Genomic DNA, 24,601 nt, shown 5'->3' with positions numbered 1-24,601 from the left:
ACTTACAGTGCTTGAGCATCGGATTGCTCCATTAACCTTTCGGCGTCTTTGCGCCCAAAAACCCAAAACAATGCTGGCGTTAAAAAGGTATCCAGCAAGGTTGAACTGATCAGACCAGCAAAAATTACAACTGCAACCGGGTGCAAAATTTCGGTGCCCGGGCGTTCCGCCTCAAACAGCAGTGGTGCCAAGGCAAATGCAGTGACCAAAGCTGTCATCAAGACTGGACTTAACCGTTCCATCGATCCGCGCACAATCATGGACTGCGTAAACTGCTCGTGTTCGAATCGCATCAAGTTGATGTAGTGGCTCACCTTCAAAATGCCGTTGCGAACTGAAATACCAGCAAGCGTGATAAAACCAATCAATGCAGCCACTGACAAAGGCTGTCCGGATAACCACAAACCAAGAACCGCGCCTACCATGGCCAAAGGAATATTGCCCATGATGATGGCCGACAGGCGAACCGATTGATAACGGCTGTAAAGCACCGCAAACATCAGCACCAGTGAAATGATTGACAGAAAACCGACTAAGCGTGTGGCTTCTTCTTGTGCCTCGAACTGGCCGCCCAAGGTAATGAAATAACCTTCCGGCAAATCAGTATTTGCAACTGTGGTACGAATGTCTTCAACCACTTCAGAAAGCGCTCTGCCTTGGGCGTTGGCAGAAATCACAATTCGCCGTTTCCCGTCGTCCCGGCTGATCTGGTTGGGACCATCACTGTCTTCAATGTCCGCCAAAACAGACAACGGAACTGCACCCAAGGGGGTCGGTATCAGTAGAGTCTTGAGTTGCTCCAAACTGCGGTCTTTTTCTGCCAGTTTCAAAACCAGGGCAAAACGCCGGTTGCCTTCAACCACCTGAGTAATTTTCTCGCCCTCAATCAAAGCCTGTAGAGAATGCAACACTTCCGATGAAGACACACCATACCGGGATGCGGCATCGTAGTTGATCCGCACTTTGATCTCTGGTGCGAGCACCTGCTTCTCAACTTCAAGGTCAACCAGTCCATCGATTGTTGACAGCTCTGCACGCAGAGTTTCAGCGGTGCCACGCAAGGTATCCAAGTCTTCCCCGAATACCTTGATCGCGATTTGCGAACGTACACCGGAAAGCATGTGATCAATGCGATGTGAAATGGGCTGCCCTACCGCAATAGCCGCCGGCAAGTTCTGGAGTCGTTCGCGTATTTCCGCTTGTAACTCCGCCATGGGGCGAGTCATGTCACCGGCAGGAATCAACCCCAAATCCAGTTCGGACACATGCACACCTTCGGCATGTTCATCCAGCTCCGCACGACCACTTCGCCGCCCAATGTGTGTAATTTCTGGAATGTCTTTGAGCAACACTTCCGCTTGAGAGGCCAATTTCGAGGACTCTTCCAAGGTGACGCCAGGATTTAACCTCATACCGATCAGCAAGGTGCCTTCATTGAAAGGCGGAAGGAATGTTTTAGCGAAAAATGGTACAGATGCGCCTGCAACAATTACCGCAATCACACCCGCCCAGATTGCCGCTTTCGGGTTATTGAGCACTCCAGACAAGCCAACCTGGTACTTGGACTTTAACCAAGCCAACACGCGAGTATCGCCATGGTCAAGATCCTTAATGCCTGGCAACAGGTAATAAGACAGCACAGGCGTTACTGTGACCGAAACTACCAGCGATGCGAGGGTAGACACGATAAATGCAATGCCCAGCGGAACAAACAACTTGCCTTCAATACCGGGCAATGCGAACAGTGGAATGAACACCAGCACAATAATGACCGTGGCGTACACAATGCCGGTTCGTACTTCCAGAGATGCTTTGCGTACAAGGCCCACCAGGTCGAAAGCAACACCAGGGTGTTTCGCCCGTTGTTCCTTCAACCGGCGAAGAATATTTTCTACGTCTACCACGGCATCATCGACCAAACCACCAATAGCAATGGCCAAACCGCCAAGCGTCATGGTGTTGATTGACAGCCCGAAATACTCAAACACCAGTGCTGTGATGAAAATAGACACGGGGATGGCAACCAGTGCAATTACGGTCGGGCGAATCGTACCCAAAAAGAAAAACAGCACAGCAGCGACAAATATCGAAGCGCCAATCAGCTTTCCTTGCAAGGTGGAAATTGAGGCTTCAATGAAACTGGCCTGCCTGAAAGTCACACGTGGTGTTTCCATCCCGGCTGGCAAGCTGCTGCCCATGGAAACCAGGGCTTCTTCAATCCTTTTGGTCAAGGCAATGGTGTCGGCACTTGGCTGCTTTTGCACGCCCAAAATTACAGCGGGTTTGCCCTCAAACCCGGCGTCACCCCGTTTAACTGCAGCCGCAAAATCAACCTTGGTGACTTGCTTGAGCAGCACTGGCACACCATCTTCCGAACCCACGGCTACCTTGGCAAGGTCCTCCAAAGACGACGTTCTTCCAAGGTTTCGAATCAAGTACTCACGGCCATTGAGTGCCAAAAATCCGCCCGATGTATTGGATGCAAAACCGCTCAATGCCTGCTGCAGATCCTCAATCGTAATGCCCAAATCCACCATCCGCTGCAAATCTGGTTGAACCTGGAACTGGCGTACTTCGCCACCAATCGGGATCACCTGTGCCACGCCTTGAATCGATAACAATCGAGGCCGAAGCACCCAATCTGCATACTCGCGCACTTGCATGGGTGTGGTCTTGCTCGAATCAAGCGGTATGGCAATTTGCATGATTTCGCCCATGATCGAGCTAACCGGCCCCATCACCGGCGCCACGCCAGCAGGAATGGATTCTTCCAGGCTGGAAAGCCGCTCAGACACCATTTGACGCGCACGATAAATCTCAGTGTCCCAATTGAAAGTCACGTAAATGAACGAGAGTCCGGCACTGGATACCGAGCGAATGACCTCCACACCCGGAAGGCCGTTCAAAGCTGTTTCCAAAGGAAACGTAATTAATTGTTCGACCTCCTCCGAAGCCATACCACCCGCTTCAGTAATCACGGTCACCGTTGGTTTGTTCAGATCAGGAAATACATCAACCGGTGTTTGGGTCAGCGTATATGCCCCATACACGGTCAAAATAAGCGCGCCGAGTAGTACCAGCAGCCGGTTTTTAAGGCTGCTGTCCAATAACATTTGAAACATGTCGACGCCCCCCTATCGAACCTGGTTGATCAAGGTCGAGCCTTGAACAACCACGCGTTCATCACCGGTCAGGCCGCTTCTTACCAACACCTCAACGCCGTTCAGCGGCTCGGTTAACACCACCTTGGGCTCAAACAGTTCTGGCTCTTTCTTGACCCAGACAATGGTTTGATTGGCCGCATTTTTAACCACGGCCGCACTGGGTATGGCGATACCGTCAAGCTTCTCGGCCAATTCACCGTAAACGGTCAAGAGCTGGCCTGTTGGAAACCGCGGACCGTCAACGTTGCGGGCTTCAAACACCAAAGACAGCGACTGATTTTTTACGCTACTGGCTGCACCCACATAGTTGAGTTTCAAAGTCTTCTCGCCTGCGCGAACCTGGGCAGACAAAAATTCTGGTACGGCATTTGGTTCAAACCAAGTGGTTTCAACTCGGACCACTTTGGGATTCACGATTTCAAACAGCACATCGCCTTCAGAAAAAACCTTGCCAGCAATAGCTGCTGTCGAAGCAACAACACCGTTTGACAAAGAACGAAGCTCCTCGCGCGAGCCAATACCGCCAGATACCGCAGACACTTGCTCACCAAGGCTATGTACCTGCGCTTGGGTGGCTTGAATTTCTTTCTTGGGTACGGTGTCAGCCAGTAGGGTTAACCGATCCAAGCGTTGTTTGGCCAACGCCAATTCAGATTTCAATTGTGACAATTGCGCCAGTTGGGCAGACTTTTCAAGGGGGGCTTGGGGAGTCTGGATAAATCCCAAAATTTGTCCTTTCGTTACCGGCTCCCCAAGTTTCGGAACACCATTGCTGGAAGGCACAAAAAAACCTCCCAGGCTGGTTTGCACCACACCGCCCGATTGGGGATCCAGCGCCACTTGACCATTCATTTCAATTACCTTGGCCTGTGGTTTTACTTGCACAATTTGTGTTCGCAAATCCAACTGCCGTTGTGCCGGTTTTGGCAGGAACACTTCACCCGTAGCAAGTCGCTTGGGACCATCCCCAGTGCTGGCAACGGCTGCTTCGTCGCCGTGATCGTGCCCAGGGCCTGCGTACAAGGGAAGCGGTGCCAACAAGCCAAACGCCACCACCGAGAGAATAAAATTTTTCTTCAGCATGATTATTTGCCTCCCTTTGATTTCAGACGAACATACCCAAACACAATCAAAGCGAGAATCAATAAACCACCCACTCCATACAAGACTATTTTCGAAAGACGTGACTGCACTTCTTCAACACTATCGAGATCATCGTGGTGACCAACAATCAGATCCCCAGCCAAAAGATCAATGTCTTCGCCTGCGGATACAGTCATGCTGACAGCCACTGTCCCATCCTCGATTCCCTCGGGTAACTGCGCATCAAATTCGCCTTCACTGTGCAACTCAACTGGCACTTGCTGACCGTTCAGTTCCAATTCCACCTTGGCGTTTTGCACGGGTGCATTGGTGGCTGCATGATCAATGTAAATTTCAAGCATGCGGCCTTTCAAAATGCCAACCGCTTCGAACAATTCCGATTCCATGACCACGCGGGGCGACGCTTCACCAACTCCAAGCGGTGCTTCATCGCCATGATCGTGACCAGGGCCTGCATAAGCTGTCGTGGAGAAGATGAGCGAGCCGGCAAGCACTGCGGCTGACAATACATTGGTTAAAAATTTGCTCTGTTTCATTACGTTGATCTCAATATTGGTCATGGTAGAAGTCCCAGGGCCTGTTTGTAGGCAGAAACTTTTGCGGCATATTCAATGGCAGATTTCCGGGCCAGTTTGTCGGCCTCAAAGGCCTTTTGCTCGGCAATCAACAAAGTGGGCAAATCGGTTTCACCCAAATCGAATGACTTTTTGTACAACTGGAAGGTTTTTGCGGCCAGCTTGGCCTGCTCTTGGGCTGACACCCTGATTTGCGCGAACAGGTCCAAGTTGCTCTCGGCGGCACGGCCAACAACAACTATTTGCCGCTGGGTTTTTGTCAGTACCGCTTCGGCGGCAATGCTTTCACTTTCTGCCTGCAACACCCGGCTTTGGTATTCCGACGAGTTACCCAAAGGAATTCGCGTGGAAACCACCAAAGACTTCTCGCTGGCCGAGGTGAATGCGCCACGGTCGCTGATGATGGCCAAACCCACCTCAGGATTCGCCCGCGCTTGGGTTTGCACCAAATCGCTTTGTTGTTGCTGGGCCAACACCTTAAGCTGCGCCAGTTTGATCGCGGGATGATCCAGCGGTTTCAGCCCATTGGGAATGTCGGTGCTCTCGGTTTGAATCTGTGAAAGCACTGAAACAGGCAAACCGATGGTGGCCGCGTAATCTGCACTCACATCACTTAAAGCGCTTTGAGTTCGAGCAAATTCTGCTCGGGTCTGTTCATACAGGGCAGAAGCCTGATAAAAATCGGTTTGGGCCAAATCACCAGCCTTCACCCGCTTTTCAACATCCACCATCAACTCTTTCGCAGATTTAAGTCGCGCCTGCGCAATTTCAGCATCAAGGTTCGCTGCCAAAGTATTCCAAATCGTTTGACGTACAAGACCAGCGAGCTCAAGTTTTTTCTGTTCAAGTTGCAACTGCACCAACTCAATTTCGGTGTCTCGCAATGATTGGGTACGCGCCCGCTCATTCCAGTTCCAGATGGGTGCTGACACACCCAGCTCGATTTCTCGCAAGCCCTGGTTGTTGTAGTTCCGATCCGATCGATACGACCCTTCCAGTGAAAGTGGTTGGGCAGTCAAGGCGCTGGCCGCACTCCTTCTCGCTTTGAATGCTTCAATGCGCTTCAGTGCCGACTGCACTTCAGGATCAATGCTCAAGGCCGATTCAAAGGCATCTTGAACAGTCACTGGGGTTTCCACAGGCATGGCTTGCTGAGTAAACGCAGGCAGAGCAGCGCTTAAGAACAATAAAGCCAGGCAAGTGGACACCACACGATGTGGTGAATACATAGGTAAATTCTCCAAACAAAACAGATGAACTGCCCTTTTTAGCCTGCACAAGCAGGTACCAAGGGGCGGTTAATTCAGGTTTTGTTCAGACCCACTTCGGGCGTTCTATGCGGTTTGACGAGAAAGATTGAAAGCCGTTGAACTCTTCGGGTGCTTGGTCCAAGGCATTGGGAAGTGTGGTGAAAGTCAACAAACTGGGCAGCACGCTCACACTGTGGGCGTGGCAATGGTGGTGATCACCATCACAGGTTTGGTCTTGCTGCTTGTTATTGTCTGGTTCGTGATATGCGGCGTGGTGATCATGCCCATCGTGGGTATGAAGCACTGCCTCAATCGCAGATTCATGTTCTACGCCGTGTCCGTTATAGGTTTCCACCGCTGCAAGCGCTGCTTGAAGCGGTAGTACCAACATAAGAAGGACAAGGAAAAATTTTTTCATGAGCGTAAGAGTATCACACACTGGTTTGGTTCAATTCGCGCCATGCTTGAGTGATGATGGTTCTAGCTGCGGTAATACCCAAAGTGGCCATCAACACCGCTACCGCCAAATCAGGCCATGCACTGCCGGTCCAGGCAACCAAGCCGGCGGCTGCAACCACGGCTACGTTTCCAATGGCATCGTTGCGGCTGCAAAGCCACACTGATTGCATGTTCGAGTCGCCTTCACGCCATTTGTAAAGCATCAAAGCTACAGCTACATTGGCAACGAGTGCCAACACCGCTACCACGCCCATGGTCAAAGGTTCAGGAACTTGCCCTGTCCAAAGGCGATACGCCGTGTAGGCCAAAACGCCTACCCCGAAAATTCCGAGTGTTGCACCTTTAACAAGGGCCGCTTTGGCACGAATCGACAGCGCCATGCCCAACACAAAAAGGGAAACAGCGTAGTTCGCTGCGTCGCCAAAAAAATCAAGTGAATCCGCTAACAGGGAGACAGAGCCCGCTTTCAAACCTGAAGCCACCTCAACGATGAACATACCCAAATTCACAACCAGAGCAACCCATAACACTTTTTTATAGGTTGGTGAAACTGATTGGGCCGGCTGATGGTCGTGACATGTTGAACAACCTGGCATCTTGATCTCCTCGTGAAATTGCAATACATTCATTAAAAACCCTAAAGTAGCTTTAGAGTCAACCCCGAGGAGAAATTGATGAAAATCGGTGAGTTAAGCGAGAAGTTGGGAATAACGGTGGAGGCAATACGCTATTACGAGAAGGAAGGCCTGCTTTGTGCACCAGACCGAACCGCCTCCAACTACCGGGTTTACGGCGAGCATCATCTCGAAGATCTAGCATTTGTGGTGTTTTGTCGCGGTATCGACATTTCATTGGATGAAATACGCTCTTTACTGAAACTCAAACATTCACCCCGTGAGTCATGCGAGCCAATTAACGAGGCTATTGACGACAAATTGATTGAGATCGACAAAAGGATCAGCAGACTTCAAGCACTTCGGAGCGAATTGCAACGTTTGCGTGCCAAATGCTTGGGTCACAACACAATAGCCCAATGCGAAATCATAAAAACATCGTTAATAATTTAGTTAGGTATCGAACGTTCAATTAGAGAAGTGCAGATAAACGCACTAGTCGCTTTTTACTAGGCTCAACGCCACGTGAGAACAAAAATCGACCACTGTCTGTCTCTGCGTACAAAGCTGGAAACAAATTTAATATCAACCTTGTCTTACCATTCAAGATGGTCATTAGCATCAATCTAGCTTGCGTTGGCTGATGGCTTCGTCATTGTCACCTAATCCAGTAGGTCTATAAATTCGCGGCAAACTTTACACAAATCGACGCAGTATAGGTAACCCTTTAGGCCTGCATGATGGAATTAATCTTCACCCACCAATGCGTCAATAATGGGGCAACTGGTCGAGTCGTCTGCTGCATTGCACCGAGCCACAAGCTGCAACAAAGTATCTTGCATTTTAGTCAGGTCGCGGATTCTCTCGCTAACAGATTTCAGCTTGCTTTCGGCCAGATCTTGGGTTTCGCGGCAGGAACTAGCGTTGCTCAAAACCAGCAGTTCAGACACCTCTGCCAAAGTAAAACCCAATAACTGGGCGCGTTTGATAAAGCGGATCCGCTTAACGTCGCCGACACCATATTTACGAATACCGTGCAGGGGCTTGGCAGGCTGTGCCAACATGCCCACGCGTTGGTAGTAGCGAACCGTTGTAAGCCCCCAGCAAACCCGTCTTGACTTGGATTTGGACATTCCGTTTCGCATTGCTTAAACTGCCGGCATGTTTGTTCCTGTCCAGGCCCACCATCCAATGCTTTATTTAAAGTGCACCGCTGAGATTCAGAAGGTTTTGAAACTGTCCAAGGCATCTCTGGTTGAGGCTGAACCCTCCTCCGCACCGCTGGGCAATTGGTACATCAACCGATTCAAGGTTGGGCGGCACAATTGCTTTGTCTTCATGAGCGAGAACACCTATCTGTCGTTCATCATGTACCAGGGCAAGAAACCGGTGACAGCCAAGACTTTGCCCAACATGATGCTGACCGGTATCGCTCAACTTTTGGAGATGCGAGGCTATTCAGATGCCGCCATCGACACCGCACTAACTCCTTATCACTCTGGCTTGTTTGCCAAGACGGACAGTCGAAGTGTACTGGGTGTGCTCAATGATTTGGTTTTTTGTTACCGCGCAATGATCGAGGTGGGCGGTGGTCTACAGTCCTGCAACTTGACTGACATCATTCTGAATATCAACACCATGCCTCAACGAACTTTGCAGTGGCCTCACGCTTGGGATGCAGTAGAGGCCAATCTAGGCAATCCAGAGACCAAGCATTAACTTTCGATTGATGCCGACGCAGGTTTCCAGTTGTGCGGCAGCAACTCGTTGATCCTGCTGTACGGCTGCGTGGGCAGTCGATCCATCACGTCCTTGAGATACACCAGCGGGTTCAGTCCATTGAGCCTAGCCGATTGAACCAGGCTCATGATGGCTGCGTTGCGTTGGCCCGAGCGCAGGCTTCCGGCAAACAACCAGTTCTTGCGATTATGAGAAGATTTGCATAATCGTAATTATGCAAACTGCGTTTTTATGTGAATCTATCTATCGAAGTCAAAGGGGCGAACTTACACAGCAAGCGACTTCGAGTTTTTTTTACGGAGGCTAGACTTCACATAAGAATAGGAATCTCCTGTAGTGGCAACCCCACTTCAGGAGATTCCAATGGATTTGTGCAATTCGCTTCACCCTGTACCTAGCGCTTGGCTTGGCGAAAGCGACCTAGCAACATTTGTCCCAGCCTATGTGCAACGCTTGGTTAGCCGACGATATGCTGTCGCCACTGTTCGTGTGTATGTGCACTGCGTAGCGCATTTTGCGCACTGGACACATCACTGCCGATTGTTCGCTGAAGATATTACCGACGACGTAGTCCAATGCTTCCTTGATAAGCACCTGCCTATCTGCAAATGTTCCACTCCCGTACAACGCAGCCGGCATCAGGTTCGTGCGGCACTGCGCCAATTGCTAAGTACTCTGGTGGATCAGGGAGTTCTATCAAACGACACAAGTCACGACAGGGTTGAAACCCAGCTTGCACAGTTCAATATTTACATGAAGGATGCCCGAGGCTTGGCTGAGAGTACGAGAACGCGACGCTTGAGTGTCATCCGCTCATTACTGCGTATGCGATTGGCAGTAGACGCTAACACTAACGAGATGGCGGTTCCAAGCGCCGACGAGCTAAGACAATTTATTTCGCGTGAACTCAAACGCATAAGCCCTGCCAGTGCGTCTTCACTTGCCGGTGCACTTCGTGGCTACCTACGATTCTTGGCAATAAGCGGTGCTCGTGTGGAACATTTGCTGCCTATCATCGCCTCACCGGCTTGTTGGAGATTGGCGTCTTTACCGCAAACTCTGTCGCAAAGTGAGATCGAGCAATTGTTGGAAGCTTTCCCACCGGAGATCCCATCGCACAGGCGTGGCTATGCAATGGTGCGCTGCCTGGTCGACCTGGGCCTGCGCGAATGTGAAGTTACCAATCTGGAACTGGATGACATTGATTGGCAGGCCGGTACATTACGCATAAACAAAGGTAAGGCTCACGGAATGCGAAGAACGTGGCTCAAAGGGGCATCTTGTAAGGTGTGATGAATTCCTGTTGCAAACCGTAACTGCGCACCAGTGCTGTGTAGCTTCTGGAGCAGAACACCAAGCCATTGTCCGAGCGCAGCAGGAAGGGTTTTGAGACCTTTCCAAGCACGCCAAAGCGGCTGATAAGGGCTTGCTCCAGCGCAGACTCTGCCGTGGCTGATTTACCGCTTCTGCTCAAGTGCCAACCAAGCAATTCTCGCGTGTGGCAATCAATCACCAACGCCAGGCTAGCCCAGCCGTCTTTGCCACACCAAACACGGCATAGGTCTGTGGCCCAACGTTCATCGGGCCGTTGCGCAACCGCAGGTAAAGCTTGTACACGCGGGCGAAAGCCAACGGGTCGCTTGCGTACCTGCCAGCTCATCAACTGAAACACGCGTTGCACGGTATTTTTGTTCATACCCAGCAAATACGCCACGGTGCGATAGCCAAAGGCTGGGTTCTCTTCAATCATGGCCTTGATGGGTTTGACATAAGCCTCGTTGACCTTGGGTGCTGCTTTGGTGGGCCTGTAATAGACCGTTCTGCGCGGCACTTCAAACCATCGGCACAACTTTTCGATACTCACCTTCAAACCGTCTTCAAGGAGTCCCTGCCGAATTTGGAGAATCATTTGTCGTCCTCCTCGCCCAGAAGGGACTGAAGCTTTTTTCTGGCACGCAACTCCAGCATGGCCTCCCCGTATGCTTCCTGAAGGTCCTTGATTTGCTTTTCATAGAGTTCTTTGACTTCAAAGGGCTTAGCCTTCAGAGCATTCTCCATGCCCCGTTTGGCCTCATCGACCCAGTTCTCGATGTCAGAGGGTGATAAATCAAATGTTCGGCTGGCCTCTGAGACAGTGGTCTTGCCCTGAATAATATCCATGACCAGGGCTGCTTTGCGCTTGGCTGTCCAGCGCTTGATGTCGTCGTTCATTTCTATGCTCATCTGTGATTTCTCCTTCATTATCACCTGAGCAGAATTTCACTGGGTCATTACAATCTGGTGATGCACTGCATGTGCTGCTGTGTGCGGCAGGCTTTAACCTGAAGTGGCTGATGAGGGCGATTGCCCTTTATTTACCCTTATTTGCGGTGATGGCTTGGATGAAAAACATCATGCAAACCGTGAAAAATGAGCAATCCAGCCGTTTCGGGCTGGATCAAGCGAGACTGGTAACAGTTGAAAACTGAATTTCGCAATACCGACGAATTATTCTCCTGTCCCGATTCCAGCGTGAGGTGATAAAAAGCGGCAACAAAACCTAAGTGCCATGAAAATTGATGAACAGCATCTTTTCGACAATATTATTTGCCTATCCTGATGCCGATTGTCGTTTCGTTTGAATCGAAAAGCCAATCACCGTTACTTGATTTTCGCTGCTTGCAAACACATCACCACCATGCAGTTTCGCAATTGCAGCCACAATGGCCAGGCCAAGTCCGTGATTGCTCCCAGTGTCACTTCGCCCCTCTTCAGCACGGAAAAAGGGTTCGAACAAACGATTCAATTTGAGTGGGTCAATTGTCGGGCCTTCATTCGAAACCTTGATCCACACCCTCTCTGCTTCTAAGGTAATGTGTACGGTAATTTCTGTGTTGGCCTGCGCATACCGAATTGCATTGGACAGCAAATTGCTCACTGCTCGTTTAATCAATTCGGTTTCAGCCTCCACCGTGGCATCGCTTTTAACTGTGATGCGAAGATCTCTGTCTTCGGCCAACTGTTCAAGGTACTCTGCGACTGATACCACCAACTGACGAAGACTTGGCACAGGTTGAAGTTGCAGTTTTCTGCCCTGGTTTGCATTGGCCAGAAACAGCATGCTGCGAATAATTCGTGCCATACGATCGAGTTCGTCGAGGTGATCACCGACAATTTTTTGAAGGTCCTCACCTTCAATCAGTTTGCGGCGTTGAAGCAGCTCATGGCTAATGGTCAAGCTCGACAGTGGTGTATTCAATTCATGTGCAACATTGCTATTGAACAGTTTCAATTGCTCCCGGTTCTCGCGCAGTTGCCCCAGTAAGCGGTTGAATCCGTCGATGAAGGGTCGCAATTCAAGCGGGGCCTTGTGGTCGTCCAGCACAACATCAAGCGAGCGTGGCCCCAAATTGTGAATGCGTTCTGTCAGTCGATTGATAGGGCGCAAAACCAGGCGAATCAGTCGCATACTGATCAACACCGACACCAGAATCCACAACACGATGGACGATGCAAAAATTCCTGAAATGAAGTTCAGAAAACGTTCGTCATCTACGGTGCTTACTGCCAGTTCAACCCGTTTGGCTTGCAGTTGGGGAAGTTCGGTTTCAAACACTTGAGAGAATTCCCGAATAGATCCCTCTCCATTGAAGAACACCTCTGGCCCGAACATGCGATTGCCCCGGCTGTCAACAACTCGGGCTTGGGTTCGACCTTGCCCTCCCAACACTTCTTCCAGGCCATGTTTCACGTCTTCGGGTGAATACTCGGAAGTAGGTTTTAGTAAAAGGTGTTCAACTGCATGAAGCGCGCGGTTGGCGGTTTCTTCCTGTTGCTTGGCCTGCCAAAAGTGGATGCAGCAATACACAAGCACTGCGAGTAAAACCACGCCCAGTACACTGACGGAGCTGGTCAAACCGATGGTGGCTCTGGAAATTGATTTCACGGTCACTCCTTGCCCTGCGCCCGAATCTCGAGAACATACCCCATGCCCCGAATGGTATGAAGCAGCGGAATTTCGTAAGGGTCGTCCAGCTTGATCCTCAACCTGCGAATGGCCACATCGATCACATTGGTTTCGCTGTCAAAATGCATGTCCCAAATCAGTTCTGCAATTTCGGTGCGGCTAATCACTTCTCCTTTGCGGCGAAGCAGCAGCCACAGCAATGAAAATTCTTTGGCCGTTAGCCGCAAATCCTTGCCGCCGCGTTTGGCCGTGCGGCGCACCGCATCCAACTCCAGGTCCAGCAAGGTCAATACGGTGGTTTGGCTTTCTGCTGCAACTGTTGAAGTTCGGCGCCCCAGGGCGTGAAGCCTGGCCACCAGCTCGGCAAACGCAAAGGGTTTTACCAGGTAGTCATCTGCACCGGCCTTCAGGCCGCTCACCCTGTCTTCAACCATGGCGCGGGCGGTAAGCATCAGTACCGGAATACTTTTGGATTGGCGTAACGCACTTAATACGGCCAAACCATCAATGTCGGGCAACATGCCATCAAGAATGATCACGTCGTAAAGGCCTTGGGTGGCCAAATGCAAACCGTCAATCCCGTTGCGTGCCAAATCGACAACGAAACCTTCCTCGGTCAATCCTTTCTTTAGGTAATCGGCCAGCCGCAGGTCGTCTTCGATCAAAAGCAGTTTCATCGACTTTTTTTGGTTGTTATGCAGGTGCCCAGTATAACCACCCCGAATTTGGTGAAGATTACATATTTGTAATGTACCGGGAAGGTAGCTGACAGGTGCCCCTGACTAGACTAAGGGCATGGGTCTAGAAAAACAACCCTCCAATTCGAATCAATCAGGAGATCATCATGAAAAATATTAAAATTGCCGCTGTTCTGATTACCACCTTCGCCATTACTGCACCTTCATTGGTCCTTGCAGATGCTGCCTTCCACCCCGGCAAAGGCGATGCGGTGTATGAACCCCATCTGGGATACAAAGATCCAGCGAAATCTGCGTCACACGCCAGCAAGGGATTTCGCGGCTACAGCGCAAACATTATTGGTTCTGAAGCCAGCGGTGATGGGACCACACACGGTGATTGGGGCAACTCTAGGTCTGGAAAAACCCGCCAAGAGGTGTTGCGTGAATTGCAAAGCCAAACTGTAGAAGAGCGTCGTTTGGCTAATTCGAACTAAAGGCAAGGTTTGACATCTGCGAAAGCGATGTTATTCTTTTGAACAATCACCAGACCGCACAACCATGACCAAAGTGATCAAATCACTGTTGATGTTTGTAATCGCCGCCTCTGTTATTTTTCAGGGTACGGCGTTTGCGGTCATGGTCGGATGTCATACCGGTTCCTTCAAGCAAACCTCGGATGAGTCGGATCCTTCATCACTTTCGTCCGAGCATTGCATCGAGCACATGTCAGACCAAACTGCCCACCATGCTGTTTCGGACGAACAAGAGTCCAATGAAAGGCCCTGTTGCAGTTGTGATGCCATTTACAAAGCCAAGCTCGACCTTCCAGTTGTTCAAGTTGGTTTGATCCAATCCAACCTTCTCATCTCCGTTCCTTTCTCTTCAATCCTGCCCAGTACCGACCTGGCGCTGCCTTACCGACCGCCCATCCTGGCCTAAGCCAATCCTGAATTTCGTTTAATGATTTCAATTCATTTGGTGGAGGTACGTGTATGCGTACGGTTATGCAGTTGTTGTTAGCGGGTTCAATTCTCGCAGCAAGCACAGGATTTGCAAACGCCCAGTCGGAAGGTTTGCAGATTGAATATCAATCAGCTTTTGAGAACTACTCAGCATGGAAGCCCAAAGAAGGCGACCGTGATTGGGTGGGGGCCAATCAGAATGTAGAGAAAATTGGTGGCTGGCAATATTACGCCCGTGAGCCTTACCTGAAAAATGGTGAAGACCAGCAACCCATGCAGGATGGCGGCATGGGACATGACATGGGCAAAATGAAAAAGCCCATGAGCCCCGGCGAAGCTCACCAAGGGGGGCACCGATGAGAACTTTGAAATACACAGCAATTGCTTTAGCGATTGCAGGCTTGACCGGCTGCGCCACAGTGAACATGGATCAGTCCATGGCCAACCTGAATGAAACCACTGCGTCGATGACCGAAAAGAAAGTGGTTCTTGCTCTGAACGATGAGCAGCGCAATCAGTTGCGCGCGCAAGCAGATGAGTTGTTGAAAACCCCGCTCGGATTAAATTCCACAGTGGAGCTAATGTTGGTGAACAGCCCTGAATTTCAGGCGCTGTTGGCTCGGGGTTACAGCGAGTCTGCATTGGCCGCCCAATCGGGTCGAATCCCCAATCCAATTTTCAATTTTGAACGAATTACCGTTGGAGATGAACTTGAAATTGGGCGATTGTTCAGTTTTGGCCTGTTGGATTTAATCACTCTTCCTTGGCGTCAACAGGCTGCAACTTTTCGAATTGAGCGAGCTCAACTGCAGTTGGCTGGTGATGTGATTGGGCAAGTGGCTCAAGCGCGCTCAGCTTGGGTTGATGCGGTGGTCGCCCTGCAAAAACAGCAATATGCGGAGCAAGTATTCGAGAATGCTCAAGCCAGTGCCGAATTGGCCAAACGCATGGAAGAAGTGGGTAACTTCACGATTATTCAACGTATTCGTCAGCAAATGTTTTATTCCGATGCCGCGCTTGGCTTGGCCATGGCACGTCAAGAGGCTACATCTACCCGGGAAAAACTGGCTCGCGTGCTTGGGCTGGACGCACAGCAATTTGAGGAGCTAAAACTTCCAGATCGCTTGCCAGACTTGCCCGCTACTGTGAAAAAGCCTGAAGAAGTGTCCAAACAGGCCACCTCGCGGCTGGATGTTCAAATGGCCAAGCAAGCTTACGACGCGGCGCTGAAAGTGTCTGGTGCTGAAACCGTGAGCTCCTTTGTAGACATTGAGGCTGGGATTCGCCGCGATTCTGTATTTGACAGAGACTCCGGCTCCAAAACCAACCCAAAGGGATATGAACTGGACATTCGATTGCCCCTGTTCGATTGGGGTGGCTTGCGGCGTGACGCGTTTTCTGCCGAGTTACTGGCCAAGGCCAACACGCTTGAGGCGGTCATGAGGAATGTTGATTCAAACCTGCGGGAAAGTTACACCAATTACCGCACAGCTTATGACATTGCCAAGCACTATCAAACTGAGGTGGTTCCAATGCTCGATACCTTGGCCGAGCAAAACACACTGCGTTACAACGGCATGTTGATTGGTACTTTCGAGCTACTTGCCGACAGTCGCAATCAGGTGCGTTCCATCGAGTCATCCATTGACGCATCAGCGAACTTTCTGCGAGCTCAACTGGCCTTGGATGCTGCATTGATGGGCAGTCCAAGCAATGTAAAGCTTTCCATGGGCACCCAAAGTCCAGCGGCTGAAGCCGCTGCTGGTCATTAAAAGATTTGGAGTAAGAGCAATGAATTCCAGAAGAGATTTTTTTAAGTTTGCCGGCATGGCCGGTGGCGCAGTGGCGGCAGCCAGTGTCAGCAAAGTGGCCATGGCCGCGCTGCCCGAGCCCGTCATTCAAACCTCGCCTGACACCATGGACCCATTGACCCCCAACACTGGGCGCCCCTATAACCCAGTGGTCACCTTGAATGGTTGGACCTTGCCTTGGCGCATGAACAATGGCGTGAAGGAATTCCACCTGGTAGCAGAACCCGTGGTGCGTGAGATGGCACCAGGTATGGTCGCTCACCTTTGGGGCTACAACGGACAAAGCCCAGGCCCCACCATTGAAGTGGTGGAAGGTGATCGCGTGCGTATTTTTGTGACGAACAAACTACCCGAGCACACCAGCGTGCACTGGCATGGCCAGCGCCTGCCCAATGGCATGGACGGTGTTGCAGGCCTGAACCAGCCGGCCATTCCTTCCGGCAAAACCTTTGTGTATGAGTTCGAGGCCAAGCGTCCCGGTACCTTCATGTACCACCCGCATGCCGATGAGATGGTGCAAATGGCCATGGGCATGATGGGTTTTTGGGTGACTCACCCCAAAAACAAACATCCCTTGATTGATAACGTGGACCGAGATTTCTGTTTTCTGCTGAATGCCTACGACATTGATCCTGGTGCGTACACACCAAAGATCATGACGATGCTCGATTTTAATTTGTGGACGTGGAACAGCCGCGTGTTTCCCGGAATTTCGCCCTTGTGTGTTCGAAAAAACGACAAGGTTCGGATACGAATTGGTAACTTGACCATGACCAATCACCCCATTCATCTGCACGGCCATGAATTCGAGGTGAGCGGCACCGACGGCGGCCCAACACCCAAAGGCAGCCGTTGGCCCGAAGTGACTACCGACATCGCCGTTGGGCAAATGCGGCAGATTGATTTTCTAGCCAATGAGGAAGGCGACTGGGCCTTTCATTGCCACAAAAGCCACCACACGATGAACGCGATGGGACACGACCTTCCCACCATGATCGGCGTGGATCACCGGGGAATAACGAAAAAAGCCCGAGGGCTCGTTCCCGAATACATGGTGATGGGTGAACGGGGTATGGCCGATATGACTGAGATGACGATGCCGATTCCAGATAACACCATCCCCATGATGACAGGCGATGGCCCGTTTGGCTCAGTGGAAATGGGCGGCATGTTCAGTATGTTGAAAGTGCGCAAAGACCAAAAGCCTGGGGATTATTCAGACCCCGGTTGGTACAAACATCCTAGCAAAACCGTGGCTTTTGAATACGAAGGCCCAGACATGCCCAAGCCCGTAACATCCGACAAGGCGGGAAAGCCCGCCATGAAATCCAGTAATCGACCTCAGGAAACAATCGAGTTGAAGGTCAGAAAACCTCAAGGCCATTCGGGCCACTAAGGAGTCAACCATGAAAAAATCGTTCGCAAATCATTCTCTATCGCTGCTGCTTGGTGCTGGGCTTTTATTGCCCGTGGCCGTATTGGCGCACGGCACTCAAGAGCATAAAAAGGCAGATTCCAATGCACAACCAGTTTTTGAGCAAACCGACTGGGGCATTGCCGGCACTCCGACCAAGATAGACCGCACGGTCAAAGTCGTGATGTCCGACAACATGCGCTTTGAGCCATCCTCCTTGCAGTTTAAGGAAGGTGAAACAGTGAAGTTTATTGTCAAGAACGAAGGAAAGCTGATGCATGAGTTTGTTCTGGGGACAAAAGACAAGAACCTGGAGCATGCAGACTTAATGAAGAAGTTTCCAAACATGGAGCATGAAGAGCCCTATATGGCACATGTGGCTCCGGGCAAAACCACTGAGATGGTGTGGACTTTCAACCGAAGTGGCGAGTTTGAGTTTGCCTGCTTGATTGCAGGCCACTTTGATGCAGGTATGCGCGGACCACTGCGCGTAGCCAAATCCTCTGGAGCTGAAAAGTGAAGCGAATTGCTTTTGTTGGTATTGCAACTGCAATTTTGGCATTGGGTGTTTTTGCTGCCATCAAACCTGAGACTTTCTCAAATGTTGAGAAAGTCTCAGTGGCTGCACAAGAATCCGATGCCAATCAAGTTTTACCCATTCATGTACACAAAACAGCGACCTGCGGTTGCTGCGGCGAATGGATTAAACACTTGGAAAAATCGGGGTTTTCCGTGAAGTATTCGAATCACGAAGACCTAGACAGCATTAAGGCGCAGTTCGGTATCGAAAACAATTACCAATCCTGTCACACAGGAGTATCGGCGAATGGCTTTGTGTTTGAAGGCCATGTTCCAGCCAAGTACATAAGGGAATTTCTGAACGAAACACCCGAGGATTCACTTGGCCTGTCCGTTCCAGCGATGCCAGTTGGCTCTCCTGGCATGGAATATGGCAACAAATTCATGCCGTATCAGGTATTACTCCTGAAGAAGGATGGGAGCGCTTCTGTTTATGCGGAAGTGAAAACCTATCAAGATCAATTTTGAAAAAACACCCGACTTAACAAAAACTGAAAGGAAAAAAATCATGAAAACCCATTTAATCAAACTTGCTTCAATCGTTGCGCTGTCAATTTCGACTTCGGTCTTTGCCGGAGGAGATCACGGTTCCCATTCAAGTAAACCCACGGATCCAAAGTCCATGGAAGGCATGCAGATGAAGCAGTCCGAAACCATGGAAATGACGCAGGGTGAGGTGAAAAAAATTGACTCGAAAACCGGCAAGGTCACCTTAAAGCATGGCCAAATCAAGACCCTTCAAATGCCGCCTATGACTATGGTTTTCTCGGCCAAAGAGGCCGCCCAACTGGAAGGCCTGAATAAGGGCGACAATGTTCTATTTGCTGTGGATCAAAACATGAACATCACCCACATCGAGAAGAAATAGTAATCAGGAGAAGCACCATTGCAAAACAAACCTGGACTTCCCAATGGATCGGTCATTGTTGGTAAATTGGGATTGATATTGAGTTTGCTGGGTTCCGCAATGGTGCTTTGTGCCTGTCAAACAGTCGGAAATTTTGTTCATCCGGAAAGTCACAAACCAACGGTTAAGGTAAAGAAGGAACCCTGGTTTAGCGCCGAGCATGCAACCCGCACACAGAAAATGGAGGAGGGCTTTATTTTGGTTCTCTCCGGTGGAGGGGTTCGTGGCTTTGCCCACATCGGAGTTCTTAAAGCCCTGGAGGAATTGGGGCTTGAGCCCCGAATGGTGATTGGCACCAGTGCGGGTGCTGTCGTGGCTGCTTATTGGGGCCTGGGCTATACAGCCGATCAAATGATGCAACGTGCTGATTCACTAAGTAGCAGGGATCTGTTTGTACCCGTGTTACCGAATCTGGGACAGCCAGTTTTAAAGGGCGAGGCTGGAGTTTTTTCGGGTCAGTTTCTTGAACGGCAATTGCGCAGGGATTTCGGCATTCAAACATTTAAAGATCTCCCGAAACCAATTGCCATAGTGGCCACAGACCTCCAAACAGGTCGCCCCGTGGTCTTTAATGCAGGTGATGTCGCCCAGGCAGTGCGGGCATCTTCAACAATTCCAGGTATCTTCACGCCACCTTCCATTAATGGCCGTCTTTACATCGATGGTCAGGCCAGTTCTCCACTGCCGATAGTTCCGGCAAAACGCTTGAGTGATCTTCCAATTCTTGCCGTAGACGTGGTGTATCCCCCCGAGCTTGCTGAGGTCTCTACGCTTACCGATTTGATGTTTCAAACCTTTTTGATATCGAGTTTTAGAATCAAAGAACTGGAGATGTTACAGGCAACAATGATCATCGCCCCTCAGTTAACCAATGTTGGTCAACTGGGTTTGAATGATCGTCATTGGGTATTTAAAACAGGTTATTTGGAAGCCAAAGAAAAACTTCGGAAAGCTGAAAAACTGCTGAAGTGATTGGTTAATTAAGCACAGGTTGGCGTCGAATTAACACCAACCCTTATCCCTTTCATCAGCTTGCATCGCCTTCGGTAAGATCAACGCTTTTGATCGCACTCAGTACCTCAGCCCGTGACTTGGACGATTCGAATTCGTGTGCCAACACTGTCGAATCTCCGGCCAGTGGATTGAACTGATCTGCTTTTACCGCTTGTTGATACTCATTTAGCACCGTTGCTTGGGTAGCCAATTTACCTTGGCTGATCAATGCCACGTGGTCAGTGCCATCACCGTGATCTGTAGGGCCACTAGCCAAGGCAAAAGCTGGAACTGTTGCGGAAATAGCAAGCACTGTGGACGCGATCAATTGACGTGTTTTCATGGTAATTCTCCTTAAGTGTATCAGTTTGGGTTTTGCCTTTGCTTTCAATCAAGCGTTGGCATGACTCACACTTTACGCAGGGGCGAATGACCAGATCCTCTCAATTGAATTACAAATTTGTAATACACCAGAACACTAACCGGTAACCACAACCGGAACCAAATATGATCGCGTTGAAATAATGTCGCAAGCAAGATCGAATTAATCAAGGGAAAGATCATTTCCCAACTCTCAATATTGATGAATATCCGATCAGGTTGGGATCCAACATGAAAGATCTCAGTACTTCTTTTAACGCATCTAACTGCCACTTCTCTGCCCATGGAGAGAGCACTATCTTTTCCAGGGCCTTGTTCAAATCAAACTGAACGAACTGAGGTTTGTCATCAAAACTTTCATGGGATTCGGTTAGTGCGATGCGAAATTCCTGCTCAGCGAAGTAACCTTGCTGCTTGTGAAACGTGAAGAAAAAGTTTTGCTCATCGGGGACTCTATCGAGGATGTAATTGATATATTTAGTCGGCCTTGCAAAATGTTCGAAACCCGCATGATTTCTGGTGTTTTGCATGTCTGAGTGGGTTGCGAATCCCCCAGAAAGTAAAATATGGGTATTAGAAATCTGAGGGATTTTGTCCCTTTATGTTGATGGCCACTGACGATTTTTTCCGCTCCCGTTTGGATCAGATGATTGACCTTCGTCACCCGTTGGCGGTGTTGTCGCAGAAGATGCCCTGGGATGGGTTGGAAGAGTCTTTGAGGCCGGTGTTTGAACATCGTGACCGTAAAGGTCGTCAGTTTTTCACAGACGACATGTTTGGCCAGAATCTACAGATAGCAGGTGCGGGGGTGAGCAACGCCGGACGCCCTCGGTTGCCAATCCGGTTGATGGTGTCATTGCTGTATTTGAAACACGCCTATGATGTCAGTGACCGGGAGTTGGTGGTGCGCTGGACCGAGAATGTGCAGTGGCAGTATTTCAGCGGCATGGAGTATTACCAGACCAAGTTTCCATGTGATCCGGCCCAGATCACCCGGTTTCGCCAAATGCTTGGAGAGGCTGGGGTTGAAGAGTTGTTCAAGGCGACCATTGATGCAGCGGTGAAGATGAAAGCCATTCGCCCAAGCGAGTTTGAACGAGTCATTGTCGACAGCACTGTGGTTGAGAAGGCAGTGGCCTATCCGACTGACAGCAGGCTGTTGGAAATCGCCCGGTACCAGTTGATCAAGAACGCCAAACACGTTGGAATCAAATTCAAGCAGACCTTTGCCATGGAAGGCAAACAACTGAAACGCAAAGCAGCCGGTTATGCCCATGCCAAACAATTCAGACGCCTGAGGCGAACATTGAAACGTCAGCGAACCGTTGTGGGCATTGTGATTCGGGAAGTACAGCGCAAGCTCAAAGTCCTGAATCTGGAAAGCTCAGCGGCACTGGAAAGAATGAACACCTTGCTTGAACGAGCGCAGCGCCTTGTGAATCAGAAACCGAAAGACAAGAACAAGCTGTACGCTTTACATGCCCCTGAAGTAGAGTGCATTGGAAAGGGCAAGGCCCGACAGCCCTATGAGTTTGGGGTCAAAGCTGGCTTTGCAGTGACTCACAAGAGGGGTTTGATTGTTGGTGCGAGAACATTTCCTGGCAACCCTTTCGATGGTCACACGCTGGCAGAACAACTAGAACAAGCCAGGATTCTCACCGAAGAGCACAACACACCGATCAAGCAGGTGTACGTGGATTTGGGTTACCGTGGGGTGGATTATGCAAATCCAGATGTGGAAATCATCCACCGAGGCAAATACAAATCGATGATCAAAGCGGACAGAAAGAGACTGAGACGCAGGCAGGCCATTGAACCGACGATCGGGCACTTGAAAGCGGATCACGGAATGCGAAGAACGTGGCTCAAAGGGGCATCTGGTGATGCACTGCATGTGGTGCTGTGTGCGGCAGGCTTTAACCTGAAGTGGCTGATGAGGGCGATTGCCCTTTATTTACCCTTATTTGCGGTGATGGCTTGGATGAAAAACATCATGCAAACCGTGAAAAATGAGCAATCCAGCCGTTTCGGGCTGGATCAAGCGAGACTGGTAACAGTTGAAAACTGAATTTCGCAATACCGACTAAATAGGTCCCCGGCAGAGCGCGGGGACCTATTTCCTCAATTACCTCTTACTATTTGGCGTTTTGCTTACTTGAACCCAAGTACTATTGGGGCCAGACGTAGGCGGCAATGGTTTATTGTCTGCCACCGTCGCATAGTTTGGTCTTGGACCTCCTCGTGGCCCGTGCTCTTGATAAATACCACCACCATTGCCAGTGCTTTGACCTGGTTTGCCAATTACTTTTTTCATCTTTACATTCCTTATAAAAAAGATGAATTAAGTCCGAAGCTACAAAACCCTTGACGTATCAACCCTGCTCGTAAGAACATTAGCGTTGACTTGTACGGTCAAAGTGACAGACGACTTCGGACAGAGGTTTGTCTGTCAAAGGCTGGTTGAGGGTTGCCGCCCTCCTCCGGCCTTTTTCATGTCTATCAATCCCACCTTTTCCGGTGGAAATCACAATTTTCTGAATTCAATAAAAAAGCCCAAGGTTCTTTCGAACAATGGGCCTCACTCAGCTTACTGGGACTTTTAGGGCTTTCACCTGTTTGATGAAAACCCGAGTTTCAAAACAATTCCAACAAATCGAAACTTTTATCATTAAGCTCGCTGATCTAACTTGACTTGGGAAGGGGTGCTTCGGTTTTCACTCCTGCACCCCGATCCGAAATGCTGACTCAGTTCACTCTTAGCTGAAAACAGTTCAGTTTTAAGCTGTTAAGTTCACTTTTTAACTGTGAGTGTGGATTAATCCCAGCTCAACGCACCACCGGTTTGGTACTCAGTCACACGGCGCTCGAAGAAGTTGGTTTCTTTCTTCAAGTCCATCATTTCGCTCATCCATGGGAATGGGTTGTTTGCGCCTTCGTACAAGGTGCCCAAGCCAATCTGGTTGGAACGACGGTTACAAATAAACTTCATGTATTCCATAAACTGGGCAGAATTCAGGCCCAACACGCCGCGTGGCATGGTGTCTACGGCGTAGGCGTGTTCAAGTTCAACAGCCTTGCGGAACATGGCCTTGATTTCTTCCTTGAATTCCGGAGTCCACAGGTGTGGGTTTTCCAGTTTCACGGTGTTGATCAAGTCGATACCGAATGTGCAGTGTGCCGATTCGTCGCGCAAAATGTACTGGAACTGCTCAGCAGCACCAATCATCTTGTTCTGGCGGCCCAGCGCCAGAATTTGCACAAAGCCCACGTAGAAGAACATGCCTTCCATCACGCATGCAAAAGCGATCAGGCTTTTCAGCAATGTTTGGTCTGCTTCCAGCGTGCCGGTTTTAAATGAAGGATCGGTCAACACATCAATGAAAGGCAGCAGAAAATCGTCTTTCGCCTTGATGCAGGAAATCTCGTTGTAAGCGTTGAAGGTTTCAGCTTCTGGAATACCCAGGCTTTCAACGATGTACTGGTAAGCGTGGGTGTGAATGGCTTCATCAAACGCTTGGCGCAGCAAGAACTGGCGGCACTCGGGCGCTGTAATGTGGCGGTAGGTACCCAGCACAATGTTGTTGGCAGCCAGTGAATCGGCTGTTACAAAAAAGCCCAGGTTGCGCTTCACAATAAGGCGCTCGTCTTCGGTCAAACCATTGGGGTCTTTCCAAAGCGCAATGTCGCGGTCCATGTTGATTTCTTGCGGCATCCAGTGGTTGGCGCACTGGCTCAGGTACTTTTCCCAAGCCCACTTGTACTTGAACGGCACCAACTGGTTCACATCGGTTGTGCCGTTGATCACGCGCTTGTCGGCTGCGTTCACGCGGCCTGCTTTTGCACCTTCAGCTGCGGGTTGTTGCACAGGGCGTGCAGCTTGCTGGTACAAGCCTTGGCTTGCTGGCGCTGCGAAACCGGAAGCCACAGAACCCATGGCTGGCGCAACAGACACAGCAGGCTTGGCTGCTGCTGTTTTGCCCATGGCTGAATCAAATTCATCGTCCCAAGACAGCATATTTTCT

Annotated in this window: 28 protein-coding genes and 1 pseudogene; 14 read left to right on the top strand and 15 right to left on the bottom strand. The window is 50.1% G+C overall.

Going from position 1 to position 24,601, the window contains the following annotated elements; all coding sequences use genetic code 11:
* Nucleotides 1–2 precede the first annotated feature (2 nt).
* The 6 genes from P0D43_RS06080 to P0D43_RS06055 form a co-directional block, all read right to left on the bottom strand.
* Nucleotides 3–3,122: an efflux RND transporter permease subunit gene (locus P0D43_RS06080; RefSeq protein WP_394673509.1), complete on the bottom strand. Its 3,120-nt coding sequence runs from the start codon at nucleotides 3,120–3,122 to the stop codon at nucleotides 3–5.
* 12 nt (nucleotides 3,123–3,134) lie between these two features.
* Nucleotides 3,135–4,247: an efflux RND transporter periplasmic adaptor subunit gene (locus tag P0D43_RS06075; RefSeq protein WP_394673508.1), complete on the bottom strand. Its 1,113-nt coding sequence runs from the start codon at nucleotides 4,245–4,247 to the stop codon at nucleotides 3,135–3,137.
* A gap of 2 nt (nucleotides 4,248–4,249) precedes the next feature.
* Nucleotides 4,250–4,828, bottom strand: a complete 579-nt coding sequence (locus P0D43_RS06070) for a hypothetical protein (RefSeq protein ID WP_159572574.1) — start codon at nucleotides 4,826–4,828, stop codon at nucleotides 4,250–4,252.
* Nucleotides 4,825–6,072: a TolC family protein gene (locus P0D43_RS06065; protein ID WP_159572572.1), complete on the bottom strand. Its 1,248-nt coding sequence runs from the start codon at nucleotides 6,070–6,072 to the stop codon at nucleotides 4,825–4,827. The genes P0D43_RS06070 and P0D43_RS06065 overlap by 4 nt, the downstream gene beginning before the upstream one ends.
* 85 nt (nucleotides 6,073–6,157) lie before the next feature.
* Entirely contained in the window at nucleotides 6,158–6,484 is a 327-nt protein-coding gene (locus P0D43_RS06060) for a hypothetical protein (protein WP_159572570.1), read from the bottom strand.
* A 40-nt stretch (nucleotides 6,485–6,524) separates the two neighbouring features.
* Nucleotides 6,525–7,148, bottom strand: coding sequence for a cation transporter (locus P0D43_RS06055; protein WP_159572568.1), 624 nt, complete (start codon nucleotides 7,146–7,148; stop codon nucleotides 6,525–6,527).
* A 78-nt stretch (nucleotides 7,149–7,226) separates the two neighbouring features.
* Here P0D43_RS06055 and P0D43_RS06050 point away from each other — a divergent pair, with 78 nt between their 5' ends.
* Nucleotides 7,227–7,619, top strand: coding sequence for a MerR family transcriptional regulator (locus P0D43_RS06050; RefSeq protein ID WP_008249297.1), 393 nt, complete (start codon nucleotides 7,227–7,229; stop codon nucleotides 7,617–7,619).
* Nucleotides 7,620–7,912: 293 nt separating this feature from the next.
* Here P0D43_RS06050 and P0D43_RS06045 read toward each other — a convergent pair whose 3' ends face one another.
* The gene (locus P0D43_RS06045; RefSeq protein ID WP_236550914.1) at nucleotides 7,913–8,299 is read right to left on the bottom strand and encodes a MerR family DNA-binding protein; all 387 of its coding nucleotides are present in this window, start codon (nucleotides 8,297–8,299) and stop codon (nucleotides 7,913–7,915) included.
* Nucleotides 8,300–8,327: 28 nt separating this feature from the next.
* On the opposite strand from P0D43_RS06045, the gene P0D43_RS06040 reads away from it, so the two are divergent.
* Nucleotides 8,328–8,885, top strand: a complete 558-nt coding sequence (locus P0D43_RS06040) for a DUF6933 domain-containing protein (protein ID WP_350109397.1) — start codon at nucleotides 8,328–8,330, stop codon at nucleotides 8,883–8,885.
* On the opposite strand, the pseudogene P0D43_RS06035 reads toward P0D43_RS06040, so the two are convergent.
* Nucleotides 8,882–9,091: pseudogene (locus P0D43_RS06035) on the bottom strand (transposase domain-containing protein); the annotation flags it as partial. The gene P0D43_RS06040 and the pseudogene P0D43_RS06035 overlap by 4 nt on opposite strands.
* A 178-nt stretch (nucleotides 9,092–9,269) precedes the next feature.
* Between P0D43_RS06035 and P0D43_RS06030 the strand changes: the two are divergent.
* Nucleotides 9,270–10,199, top strand: coding sequence for a tyrosine-type recombinase/integrase (locus P0D43_RS06030; RefSeq protein ID WP_159572560.1), 930 nt, complete (start codon nucleotides 9,270–9,272; stop codon nucleotides 10,197–10,199).
* On the opposite strand, the gene P0D43_RS06025 is transcribed toward P0D43_RS06030, so the two are convergent.
* On the bottom strand, nucleotides 10,174–10,815 hold the full coding sequence (locus P0D43_RS06025) for a DDE-type integrase/transposase/recombinase (protein ID WP_159572558.1): 642 nt from the start codon (nucleotides 10,813–10,815) through the stop codon (nucleotides 10,174–10,176). The two genes, P0D43_RS06030 and P0D43_RS06025, sit on opposite strands and share 26 nt — an antisense overlap.
* On the bottom strand, nucleotides 10,812–11,129 hold the full coding sequence (locus P0D43_RS06020; protein WP_159572556.1) for a transposase: 318 nt from the start codon (nucleotides 11,127–11,129) through the stop codon (nucleotides 10,812–10,814). The genes P0D43_RS06025 and P0D43_RS06020 overlap by 4 nt, the downstream gene beginning before the upstream one ends.
* 2 nt (nucleotides 11,130–11,131) lie before the next feature.
* Here P0D43_RS06020 and P0D43_RS06015 point away from each other — a divergent pair, with 2 nt between their 5' ends.
* A complete protein-coding gene (locus P0D43_RS06015) occupies nucleotides 11,132–11,374 on the top strand; it encodes a hypothetical protein (protein WP_159572554.1) in 243 nt (80 codons plus the stop codon).
* A gap of 122 nt (nucleotides 11,375–11,496) precedes the next feature.
* Here P0D43_RS06015 and P0D43_RS06010 read toward each other — a convergent pair whose 3' ends face one another.
* Together P0D43_RS06010 and P0D43_RS06005 are read right to left on the bottom strand one after the other, a co-directional pair.
* Nucleotides 11,497–12,831, bottom strand: coding sequence for an ATP-binding protein (locus P0D43_RS06010; protein WP_159572552.1), 1,335 nt, complete (start codon nucleotides 12,829–12,831; stop codon nucleotides 11,497–11,499).
* 2 nt (nucleotides 12,832–12,833) lie between these two features.
* A complete protein-coding gene (locus tag P0D43_RS06005; RefSeq protein ID WP_105029761.1) occupies nucleotides 12,834–13,529 on the bottom strand; it encodes a heavy metal response regulator transcription factor in 696 nt (231 codons plus the stop codon).
* A gap of 167 nt (nucleotides 13,530–13,696) precedes the next feature.
* Here P0D43_RS06005 and P0D43_RS06000 point away from each other — a divergent pair, with 167 nt between their 5' ends.
* The 9 genes from P0D43_RS06000 to P0D43_RS05960 all read left to right on the top strand — a co-directional run bounded on the left by P0D43_RS06000 (nucleotide 13,697) and on the right by P0D43_RS05960 (nucleotide 20,177).
* Nucleotides 13,697–14,026, top strand: a complete 330-nt coding sequence (locus P0D43_RS06000) for a hypothetical protein (protein ID WP_159572550.1) — start codon at nucleotides 13,697–13,699, stop codon at nucleotides 14,024–14,026.
* A 64-nt stretch (nucleotides 14,027–14,090) separates the two neighbouring features.
* Nucleotides 14,091–14,471: a hypothetical protein gene (locus tag P0D43_RS05995; RefSeq protein WP_171099034.1), complete on the top strand. Its 381-nt coding sequence runs from the start codon at nucleotides 14,091–14,093 to the stop codon at nucleotides 14,469–14,471.
* 53 nt (nucleotides 14,472–14,524) lie between these two features.
* Entirely contained in the window at nucleotides 14,525–14,854 is a 330-nt protein-coding gene (locus tag P0D43_RS05990; protein ID WP_291745957.1) for a hypothetical protein, read from the top strand.
* Nucleotides 14,851–16,266: a TolC family protein gene (locus tag P0D43_RS05985; protein WP_394673507.1), complete on the top strand. Its 1,416-nt coding sequence runs from the start codon at nucleotides 14,851–14,853 to the stop codon at nucleotides 16,264–16,266. Before P0D43_RS05990 ends, P0D43_RS05985 begins: the two co-directional genes overlap by 4 nt.
* Before the next feature lie 19 nt (nucleotides 16,267–16,285).
* Nucleotides 16,286–17,701, top strand: a complete 1,416-nt coding sequence (locus P0D43_RS05980; protein WP_040512439.1) for a multicopper oxidase family protein — start codon at nucleotides 16,286–16,288, stop codon at nucleotides 17,699–17,701.
* A gap of 10 nt (nucleotides 17,702–17,711) precedes the next feature.
* Entirely contained in the window at nucleotides 17,712–18,239 is a 528-nt protein-coding gene (locus tag P0D43_RS05975; protein WP_394673506.1) for a cupredoxin domain-containing protein, read from the top strand.
* The gene (locus tag P0D43_RS05970; protein ID WP_159572542.1) at nucleotides 18,236–18,766 is read left to right on the top strand and encodes a DUF411 domain-containing protein; all 531 of its coding nucleotides are present in this window, start codon (nucleotides 18,236–18,238) and stop codon (nucleotides 18,764–18,766) included. Before P0D43_RS05975 ends, P0D43_RS05970 begins: the two co-directional genes overlap by 4 nt.
* Nucleotides 18,767–18,806: 40 nt before the next feature.
* Complete coding sequence (locus P0D43_RS05965) at nucleotides 18,807–19,166, top strand: copper-binding protein (RefSeq protein WP_394673505.1); 360 nt, start codon at nucleotides 18,807–18,809, stop codon at nucleotides 19,164–19,166.
* 18 nt (nucleotides 19,167–19,184) lie between these two features.
* On the top strand, nucleotides 19,185–20,177 hold the full coding sequence (locus P0D43_RS05960; protein ID WP_350104787.1) for a patatin-like phospholipase family protein: 993 nt from the start codon (nucleotides 19,185–19,187) through the stop codon (nucleotides 20,175–20,177).
* A 55-nt stretch (nucleotides 20,178–20,232) separates the two neighbouring features.
* Here the strand turns inward: P0D43_RS05960 and P0D43_RS05955 are convergent, their stop codons facing one another.
* Together P0D43_RS05955 and P0D43_RS05950 are read right to left on the bottom strand one after the other, a co-directional pair.
* Complete coding sequence (locus tag P0D43_RS05955; protein ID WP_350104786.1) at nucleotides 20,233–20,541, bottom strand: hypothetical protein; 309 nt, start codon at nucleotides 20,539–20,541, stop codon at nucleotides 20,233–20,235.
* Between the two features lie 217 nt (nucleotides 20,542–20,758).
* The gene (locus P0D43_RS05950) at nucleotides 20,759–21,109 is read right to left on the bottom strand and encodes a hypothetical protein (RefSeq protein ID WP_159572536.1); all 351 of its coding nucleotides are present in this window, start codon (nucleotides 21,107–21,109) and stop codon (nucleotides 20,759–20,761) included.
* Nucleotides 21,110–21,180: 71 nt separating this feature from the next.
* On the opposite strand from P0D43_RS05950, the gene P0D43_RS05945 reads away from it, so the two are divergent.
* Nucleotides 21,181–22,647 (top strand): IS5 family transposase, encoded by a 1,467-nt coding sequence (locus tag P0D43_RS05945; protein WP_394672609.1) that lies wholly within the window; start codon nucleotides 21,181–21,183, stop codon nucleotides 22,645–22,647.
* Between the two features lie 747 nt (nucleotides 22,648–23,394).
* Here P0D43_RS05945 and P0D43_RS05940 read toward each other — a convergent pair.
* The gene (locus P0D43_RS05940; protein ID WP_159572534.1) at nucleotides 23,395–24,594 is read right to left on the bottom strand and encodes a ribonucleotide-diphosphate reductase subunit beta; all 1,200 of its coding nucleotides are present in this window, start codon (nucleotides 24,592–24,594) and stop codon (nucleotides 23,395–23,397) included.
* Nucleotides 24,595–24,601 lie beyond the last annotated feature (7 nt).

The organism is Limnobacter sp., from assembly GCF_043511195.1.
GTDB lineage: Bacteria > Pseudomonadota > Gammaproteobacteria > Burkholderiales > Burkholderiaceae_B > Limnobacter.
The sequence above is the reverse complement of the archived record's forward strand: the minus strand, read 5'-3'. Positions and strand labels throughout refer to the sequence as shown.

Coding starts and splice junctions, on each gene's coding strand:
- P0D43_RS06080 (WP_394673509.1), bottom strand. CDS start 3,122: ATGTTTCAAATGTTATTGGACAGCAGCCTTAAAAACCGGCTGCTGGTA.
- P0D43_RS06075 (WP_394673508.1), bottom strand. CDS start 4,247: ATGCTGAAGAAAAATTTTATTCTCTCGGTGGTGGCGTTTGGCTTGTTG.
- P0D43_RS06070 (WP_159572574.1), bottom strand. CDS start 4,828: ATGACCAATATTGAGATCAACGTAATGAAACAGAGCAAATTTTTAACC.
- P0D43_RS06065 (WP_159572572.1), bottom strand. CDS start 6,072: ATGTATTCACCACATCGTGTGGTGTCCACTTGCCTGGCTTTATTGTTC.
- P0D43_RS06060 (WP_159572570.1), bottom strand. CDS start 6,484: ATGTTGGTACTACCGCTTCAAGCAGCGCTTGCAGCGGTGGAAACCTAT.
- P0D43_RS06055 (WP_159572568.1), bottom strand. CDS start 7,148: ATGCCAGGTTGTTCAACATGTCACGACCATCAGCCGGCCCAATCAGTT.
- P0D43_RS06050 (WP_008249297.1), top strand. CDS start 7,227: ATGAAAATCGGTGAGTTAAGCGAGAAGTTGGGAATAACGGTGGAGGCA.
- P0D43_RS06045 (WP_236550914.1), bottom strand. CDS start 8,299: ATGTCCAAATCCAAGTCAAGACGGGTTTGCTGGGGGCTTACAACGGTT.
- P0D43_RS06040 (WP_350109397.1), top strand. CDS start 8,328: ATGTTTGTTCCTGTCCAGGCCCACCATCCAATGCTTTATTTAAAGTGC.
- P0D43_RS06030 (WP_159572560.1), top strand. CDS start 9,270: ATGGATTTGTGCAATTCGCTTCACCCTGTACCTAGCGCTTGGCTTGGC.
- P0D43_RS06025 (WP_159572558.1), bottom strand. CDS start 10,815: ATGATTCTCCAAATTCGGCAGGGACTCCTTGAAGACGGTTTGAAGGTG.
- P0D43_RS06020 (WP_159572556.1), bottom strand. CDS start 11,129: ATGAGCATAGAAATGAACGACGACATCAAGCGCTGGACAGCCAAGCGC.
- P0D43_RS06005 (WP_105029761.1), bottom strand. CDS start 13,529: ATGAAACTGCTTTTGATCGAAGACGACCTGCGGCTGGCCGATTACCTA.
- P0D43_RS06000 (WP_159572550.1), top strand. CDS start 13,697: ATGAAAAATATTAAAATTGCCGCTGTTCTGATTACCACCTTCGCCATT.
- P0D43_RS05995 (WP_171099034.1), top strand. CDS start 14,091: ATGACCAAAGTGATCAAATCACTGTTGATGTTTGTAATCGCCGCCTCT.
- P0D43_RS05990 (WP_291745957.1), top strand. CDS start 14,525: ATGCGTACGGTTATGCAGTTGTTGTTAGCGGGTTCAATTCTCGCAGCA.
- P0D43_RS05985 (WP_394673507.1), top strand. CDS start 14,851: ATGAGAACTTTGAAATACACAGCAATTGCTTTAGCGATTGCAGGCTTG.
- P0D43_RS05980 (WP_040512439.1), top strand. CDS start 16,286: ATGAATTCCAGAAGAGATTTTTTTAAGTTTGCCGGCATGGCCGGTGGC.
- P0D43_RS05975 (WP_394673506.1), top strand. CDS start 17,712: ATGAAAAAATCGTTCGCAAATCATTCTCTATCGCTGCTGCTTGGTGCT.
- P0D43_RS05965 (WP_394673505.1), top strand. CDS start 18,807: ATGAAAACCCATTTAATCAAACTTGCTTCAATCGTTGCGCTGTCAATT.
- P0D43_RS05955 (WP_350104786.1), bottom strand. CDS start 20,541: ATGAAAACACGTCAATTGATCGCGTCCACAGTGCTTGCTATTTCCGCA.
- P0D43_RS05950 (WP_159572536.1), bottom strand. CDS start 21,109: ATGCAAAACACCAGAAATCATGCGGGTTTCGAACATTTTGCAAGGCCG.
- P0D43_RS05945 (WP_394672609.1), top strand. CDS start 21,181: ATGTTGATGGCCACTGACGATTTTTTCCGCTCCCGTTTGGATCAGATG.
- P0D43_RS05940 (WP_159572534.1), bottom strand. CDS start 24,594: ATGCTGTCTTGGGACGATGAATTTGATTCAGCCATGGGCAAAACAGCA.